At 56.3% G+C, this 7,203-nt stretch carries 6 protein-coding genes; 4 read left to right on the forward strand and 2 right to left on the reverse strand.

Annotation, left to right across the window (positions count from 1 at the left end; genetic code table 11):
• The first annotated feature begins 91 nt into the window (after positions 1–91).
• The 4 genes from CVS29_RS15250 (at position 92) to CVS29_RS15265 (ending at position 3,854) form a co-directional block, all read left to right on the forward strand.
• Complete coding sequence (locus CVS29_RS15250; RefSeq protein WP_110107184.1) at positions 92–1,273, forward strand: RsbRD N-terminal domain-containing protein; 1,182 nt, start codon at positions 92–94, stop codon at positions 1,271–1,273.
• Between the two features lie 179 nt (positions 1,274–1,452).
• On the forward strand, positions 1,453–2,808 hold the full coding sequence (locus tag CVS29_RS15255; RefSeq protein ID WP_245932271.1) for an MFS transporter: 1,356 nt from the start codon (positions 1,453–1,455) through the stop codon (positions 2,806–2,808).
• Positions 2,805–3,200, forward strand: coding sequence for a RidA family protein (locus CVS29_RS15260; RefSeq protein WP_211315154.1), 396 nt, complete (start codon positions 2,805–2,807; stop codon positions 3,198–3,200). The genes CVS29_RS15255 and CVS29_RS15260 overlap by 4 nt, the downstream gene beginning before the upstream one ends.
• A 3-nt stretch (positions 3,201–3,203) precedes the next feature.
• Positions 3,204–3,854, forward strand: coding sequence for an RraA family protein (locus tag CVS29_RS15265; RefSeq protein ID WP_211315155.1), 651 nt, complete (start codon positions 3,204–3,206; stop codon positions 3,852–3,854).
• Positions 3,855–3,919: 65 nt separating this feature from the next.
• Here CVS29_RS15265 and CVS29_RS15270 read toward each other — a convergent pair whose 3' ends face one another.
• Together CVS29_RS15270 and CVS29_RS15275 are read right to left on the reverse strand one after the other, a co-directional pair.
• Complete coding sequence (locus tag CVS29_RS15270) at positions 3,920–5,296, reverse strand: NAD-dependent succinate-semialdehyde dehydrogenase (RefSeq protein ID WP_110107185.1); 1,377 nt, start codon at positions 5,294–5,296, stop codon at positions 3,920–3,922.
• Between the two features lie 1,326 nt (positions 5,297–6,622).
• Positions 6,623–7,129, reverse strand: a complete 507-nt coding sequence (locus CVS29_RS15275; protein WP_342766785.1) for an IS3 family transposase — start codon at positions 7,127–7,129, stop codon at positions 6,623–6,625.
• Positions 7,130–7,203 lie beyond the last annotated feature (74 nt).

Consider the following 7,203-nt stretch of genomic DNA (forward strand, 5'->3'; position numbering starts at 1 on the left):
GTCCGTGAGGACCGCCACTACCCATGATGGCAGTTGTGGTTGCGGGGCGAACTAGCCAGGCTCAACGATTTTCCTCGTCTAGGCTGTGCTTATGCACATTCCTTCTGTTCCGCTCCGTCCATCCCGCGATGAACCTGAGGCGAGCGAGGGTCGCTGGGTACTGCTGGTGACGGAGCTCAAGGGCAGGCTCCCCGCCATGCAAAAGCTATTCGTGGAGCGGGTGCAGGCCATTGCAGGTTACTCGGGCGATTCCTTCGCTGTCGAAGAGTTGGAAAATTCAGCGGTCGTATCTATCGGTCTCATCCTCAATTCCATGGCCGGTGAAGAACACTATCCACGCATGGTGGAGTTCGCCACCGGCTTGGGCGCGCGCCGCGCCCGCCAGGGAGTGGCGGCCGAGGCGCTCATGTCGGCAGTGCGCCTAGACTTTCCCATCATCTGGTCCACACTCCTGCGCCTGTCCACCCCCGCTGATGCATCTCTCATGGCTTCACGAGCCGAGGATGTTTGGCGCGTGGTCGATGACTATGCCTCCGCGATCCATTCAAGCTATCTATCAACACGAGTTGCTATGGCGCAGCAAGAAGCCGGGGTAAAACAGGAGTTCATCTCAGCTCTTTTCAGCGCTCAGGGTCGACATGTAGAGACACGCGAGCGGTTTGCCCGTGCCTTCGATGTCAATGCAGACGCCCAATACGCCATTGCTGCCGGCAAAGGGCGGCGGGCGGAAGAGCTCCGCAAACTGGCCGCGTTCCCCACCCCCTCAAATCCGATCTTCCTTCACGAATCCGCCGATTACACCTACGTATTCTGGCCTATCCCGGAACTTAAATTCGGTACCCAAGATGCATTACCCACTGGGGTGGCAACCATTCCCTGCGGCGTGGCAGTCTCTGCAGATGGCCTGATGGGGTTGGCAAGCGCCGCACGAGTTGCCGCCGCTCTCTCGGAACTGGCCAAACCCACTGACCACGCTCCCGTAACTGTGGACAAGCACTGGGCGCGGCTTGCGAGAACTCGCTTAGACGAGACTGGCGTCGACCTCAGGGCGCTTCTGGAGTTGCAGTTGGGCAGCTGCCGTGCGGAAGAGCTTGAACGGCTGAGGGAAACGGTGACCTGCTTTTTGCTCAACGGCAATGTTGCTGTCACTGCAGAGACCTTGTTCTGCCACCGAAATACCATCCTCAACAGGTTGCGACGGTTCAAAGAAGTGACCGGGATCGATCTGACTGTTCCCACCGAAATAGCCCGCGTCGTTATTGCCTGGGCGTAGTCAGTCATCGTTGTTGCTGTAATGGCGGATCGTGAGTGTGCATCTGCCCAATCCCAGGCTCCCAAACGTGTGCGGATCCGCCTTGTGACTCACGGCACCTCGAATGGATAGTAGAACAAGATGTTGAAGTTACTCCTTCCTATTCTCCTCGCCCCGGATCATCACCATTGGAGCCCCACATGACAACCGACGTAACACGTATCACTGCGGAAGCAGAAAAACTGGACCGCAGTAAAATGCGGAAAATTGCCACTGCCAGTGTCATTGGCACAACTGTTGAATGGTACGATCTGTTCCTTTTCGGAACGGCATCAGCCCTCGTATTCAACAAGATTTTCTTCCCGGATCTCGACGGTGCGATTGGTACCATACTGGCGTTCATGACTTTCGCCTCGGCCTACGTGGCCCGCATGGTTGGCGCCATCATTTTCGGTCATTTCGGAGACCGAGTGGGCCGCAAATCAATGCTGTTGATCTCCCTGATCGGCATGGGAGTTGCTACCTTCGGAATTGGCCTGATTCCAGACTTCAATACCATTGGTGTCGCAGCGCCCCTACTGCTGCTTACCTTGAGACTGTGCCAAGGACTTGCGCTGGGTGGCGAATGGGGTGGCGCTGTCCTGATGACCGTGGAGCACGCTCCAGCGGATCGGCGCGGGTTCTTTGGTTCCATGGTTCAGATCGGTGTCCCGATCGGAACCTTGCTGGCCAACGTTGCCTTTTTGATCGTGGCCAGCACTCTCGATGAGGCAAGCCTGCTGAGTTGGGGTTGGCGCGTCCCCTTCCTCCTCTCCGCAGTTCTGGTTGCCGTGGGAATTTACATCCGTTTGCACATCGAAGAAACGCCCTCCTTCAAGAAGGTCCAGCAAACCGGCGCCAAAGCCAAAATTCCGTTTGCCGTCCTGATGAAGAAATACTGGCGCCAGGTAGTCCTTGGCGGCATCGCCACGCTGTCCACCGGCAGCACCTTCACTCTCTTGGTCGCTTCAGGCGTCAACTACGGAACCAAGGAGCTAGGCCACTCAAAGACACTGCTGCTGTGGGCAGTCATGTTCGCCTGCATCGTGGCCTTCTTTGCCATTCCATTCTTTGGCCGGTTGTCAGACAAGGTTGGGCGTAAGCCCATCATCTTTGCCGGCGTGATCGCCGAGGCTTTGCTCGCTTTCCCTCTCTTCTGGATGATGGATACTGGATCTCCCGTATTATTGTTCCTCGGCTATGGCCTGATGATGCTAGCCTTCTCCGCCAACTACGGACCCATCGCTACGTTCCTCGCTGAGCTGTTCGGCTCCAAAGTTCGTTACTCCGGCCTATCTATCGCCTACATGCTCTCCGGCTTGTTGGGCTCCGCTGCCACACCAGCAATCACCGTGGCTCTACTTGCGGCGACAGGTCAGAGCTCATCCATCGCTTGGTACGTCATGGGCGCGGCAGTCGCCTCGTTGCTGGCCCTTCTGCTCCTTACTGAAACCCGATACGGAAATATCCACGAAGTCGAAGATGCCCCGTCAGATAGTGTTGAGGTTTCCAAATGAGCATCCGGCGCATTCACGCCGCACCTGGCCATGTGGCGCCCGTGGGACCTTACTCCCAGGCCGTGGTAGCCAACGGGTTGGTGTTCACTTCCGGTCAAATCCCAGCCAGGAGTGACCTCACTGACCAGCCTGCGGAGTTTTCGGACCAAGTGCGCCAGACCCTTCAAAACCTTCAAGCCATTCTTGAAGAGGCCGGATCGGACTTGGATCATGTTATTAAAGTGAACACCTACCTAACGGACACTGAGCAGCTGGCTGAGTACAACTCCGTCTATGAGGAGTTTTTCGGAGCGCATAAGCCGGCGCGAACCTCAGTGTGTGTCTCGCTATGGGGCGTCAGCCTGGAAATCGAATGCGTTGCCGCACTCATCGAACCAGCCAAGGAGCTGTAGCGAATGACTGAACCATCTGTGGACTTGGTAGAGCAAGACTTATTGGAACAGCTCGGGACGCTCAGCCTGCCCACGTTAGGGCATTTTTTGGAAGATGGTTTTTGCTCGCCAATGATTGCCACTATTGTCCCTGGCAGCAGGATGCTCGGGGTCGCCTCCACCGCTCTCATTCCCGATGCAGACGCCATCGCGGTCAATCAGGCTCTGGTTCGGTTGCGCCGAGGCGAAGTGCTGGTTCTGGATATGGGCGGCGATACCATCCATGCCCCGGTAGGCGCAGTCACTGCTGCGGCTGCCAGGTCAAAGGGTGCCGCCGGAATTGTGGTCAACGGCCCCGTTACTGATGTGGCCGAGCTCCGCGAACCGGCGGAGGACGGTTCTGTGCTGCCGGTCTTCTCACAGGGCAGCACCTGCCTGACAACCAAGCGGCACAACTCTGGCCGTGGCGTATTTGGCGTTCCAGTTACCATCGGGGGCGCAACAGTGCACCCGGGTGATCTGATCATGGGTGATGACAACGGCGTGGTGGTTCTGAGCAAAGCGACAGCCGCTGCTGTGATCGACAAGGCACAAGCCTCAGATCTTGCAGAGCCAGCCATTCTCGGGCGAATTGCCAGCGACGAGCCCCTGGAGAACATCTTGGCACTGGGTTAGGAGTTGCAGGCGAAAGTAGTGGCCCCGTTTCCCTCGAGGGAAACGGGGCCACTACTTTTTTTGGGCTATGCAAGCGGAGTGCGGATGAGTTTCTTGTTGACGAATTCACTCATGCCGTACTTAGCCAGTTCCCGGCCAACACCGGAAGCTTTGACACCACCAAAAGGGAGGTCGGCCTGGGTTCCAGTGGGGCTGTTGATCCAGACCATCCCTGTGTCCAGGCGATCCGCCACCTTCTTTGCTTTTTCGGGGTCAGCGCTAAAGACCGATCCGCCGAGACCGTAGGCCGAACCATTAGCTAAGGCGATGGCCTCCTCTGCATTCTTGACTTTGTACACTACAGCCACCGGGCCAAAAATCTCCTCGTGAAAAGCACGCATGTCAGGAGTGACGTCTGCCAGCACGGTAGGGTGCATGAAGGCGCCTGGGCCTTGGAGGCGCGTTCCTCCTGTCAACAACGTTGCACCCTTGGCGATTGCGTCATCCACTTGGCTAATAACTCCTTCCACTGCAGCTTCAGAAGCCAAGGGTCCGAAGCGAGTGGAGGCATTAGTGGGGTCATCTGGGATAACAGCCGCCATTTTAGAAGTAAAGGGCTCGAGGAAATCGTCGTAAATATCTTCCAGCACTATGAATCGCTTAGACGCAGTGCAAGCTTGTCCACCATTTCCCATGCGTCCGGACACCGCGGCTTTGACCGTGGCCGCCATATCTTGGGAGTCGAGCACGATGAAGGGATCCGAGCCGCCCAGTTCAAGGACAAACTTCTTCAGATTTCTGCCCGCAATCTCACCGACCGCCGAACCTGCACGTTCGCTGCCCGTCAGAGAAACACCCTGGACCCGGGGATCGGCAATAATGGTTGCCACTTGATCATTAGTGGCGAAGAGATTGATGTACGCGCCATCAGGAAGAGCTGCTTCTGCGAAGATCCGCGCGATGGCCAGCGCTGAGCGGGGGCAGCTCGGGGCGTGTTTGAGCACAACTGTATTACCTAGCATGAGGTTCGGAGCCGCAAATCGGGCAACCTGATAGTAGGGGTAGTTCCACGGCATGATGCCAAGAAGCGGCCCCACCGGAGCAGTGCGGACAATGGCTTCACCCCCGCCTCTAACAGTGAGAAACTCATCTGCGAGGAAGCCAGGACCCTCCGTGGCGTAGTAGTCGAAGATGTCAGCCACCAGATCTACCTCCCCCATAGACTCCCGCAGCGGTTTGCCCATCTCCTCGGTGATAAGCATCGCCAAGGACTCCTTTTGGGTGCGGTACAGGTCCGCAACCCTGTGTAAGATGCTGGAGCGGTCACGGACTGGCGAGTTTCGCCACTTAGCAAAAGCCTCATGGGATTGGGCAATGGCGGACGCTATTTCGGCATCGGTTGCTTCTGGGAATTCCTCGAGTGTGGTGCCAGTGGCGGGGTTCACTACCTTATATGCTGTCATAGCTCCACGCTACCGGCAGTGTTGCTTACGTGGGAAAATACTGTGTGGGCGCCCAATCTGCGGCAAAGTTCCGGGGCAAACGAACAACTTTTTCGACACTAACGCAACCTTCAGTTACAAGCTGCGTCGAGGGTGGCTGTGGACAAGTTCTACCCTGAGGATCTACCCACACTCTGAGTGAATACTTCGCTGGATAAGTTAATGCTCGCGGAAGGACACTCCCGCTGCCTAACCCGCCCTCCGAGGCGCCTCTGTTGCCGAAAGAATCAGCAGAATTCTACGATCTTTTATTGATGCAGATCGTAGAAGAAAAATTTACGAATATCTGGTGGCTCAGTCAGTGCGTTAGCAGCGTCATCCTGATTGCTTTGCACCACGACCTAACCGGATCTACCTCGCAAGTGAATGATCTCCGTTGAGCGTCCCTGCTGGGCACAGGCCAAGTAATCCAACGCGGTTGCACCTCTATGCTTTAACGGAATCGAGTGGGGCTGCGGCATGCGATATTCGGACCGAAACAGTCAGTGCTGAATAGCCGGAATTACGAACCAAGAAAATACTAACCAAGACTGTCACCGCATGTCAGAGTATCTTGAGTGCTCAAAATTCCTCAGTATTTATCAACGTTTATAACCCCCCTTGCTGATCATGGGCCAATACAAACCTGCCAATAGGCCACTTTGGCCTGTTCCTGCATGGCGTGATTGAAACAATGCAAGATACTAAATTGTGGTCGATGAGCCTTCAAAAGTATGAGTTTTGTATGACGAGGTGGGAACTCCCGTCTGCCTGCTGCACGACCCCGTGCACGGCCAATCAGACACCAATGCTGTGCCTATGATTTTACTCTTGAACCATCACGGTCAGCCCGCAAGTCGTCACATTCATGGCACCTATCTTCAGTGCCCCGACGCGGATCCTGAAGATCGAGCGCACCTCTCGCTGCCTCTGGAAGTGTTGCGGCCTAGATCGGAACCAGCGGGGCAATGTAAGACGTCGCCACCAATAAAATGGCGGCATAATTCCCGGGACGGTTCAGATCGGCAACCTGTCGTCATCCAACCTAGGTAGCTTAAAATATGTCCAAGCAGCCGATGGGTCCTGCGCACTCGCGAGACCCATCGCTTGCGCTTAATTAGAGCAGTCTCGCAACCCTAGGGCTCGAAGGCGTCTCGCTGACCGAGTAGACCGGGCCACGTGGTGCCTGGCCAACGGCCACCACCGAATACGGTCGGTTCAGTTGCGGTTGTCGAAATTCCACGAGGTCGCTCCGGCCAGCTTGTACGAGCCACTCGCTGTCAAGCCCCGGGTTTGGTGGAGGGTTTGTTAGACCCGTTCCAGCGTTTTGATGGCGGGTAGATTTGAGTAGTAGTTGGTTTCAGCTTCGACTGGTGGGATGTATCCGATTTCTCCGTGGAGGCGCCGGTGGTTGTACCAATCGATGTATTCAGCGACAGCTATTTCAAGGTCGTTGATGCCGGTCCAAGGGCCCTTGTTGCGGACGAGCTCGGCCTTGAAGAGGGAGTTGAGGGCCTCGGCCATGGCGTTGTCGTAACTATCGCCCTTGGCCCCTACGGAAGCGACTGCTTCGGACTCCGCCAGGCGCTCGGTGTAGCGGATGGCACGATACTGCACACCTCTGTCCGAGTGGTGTACGAGCTGTGAAACATCTTTTCGATCATGCCGACGTGTCCATAATCCCATCTCTAAAGCATCCAGCGCAAGGGCTGTGTGCATGGTGGTGGAGAGTTGCCAGCCGACCACGCGTCGGGAGAAAACATCGAGCACGAAGGCCGCATACACCCAGCCGGAAAACGTCTTAATGTAGGTTATGTCCTATGCCGACCTTTGGATTATGCCGATCTATCCCTTGATGTGCTGGGATGGGGCGGTACTGAAGTCTAGAA

Source organism: Arthrobacter psychrochitiniphilus (assembly GCF_003185915.1).
GTDB lineage: Bacteria > Actinomycetota > Actinomycetes > Actinomycetales > Micrococcaceae > Specibacter > Specibacter psychrochitiniphilus.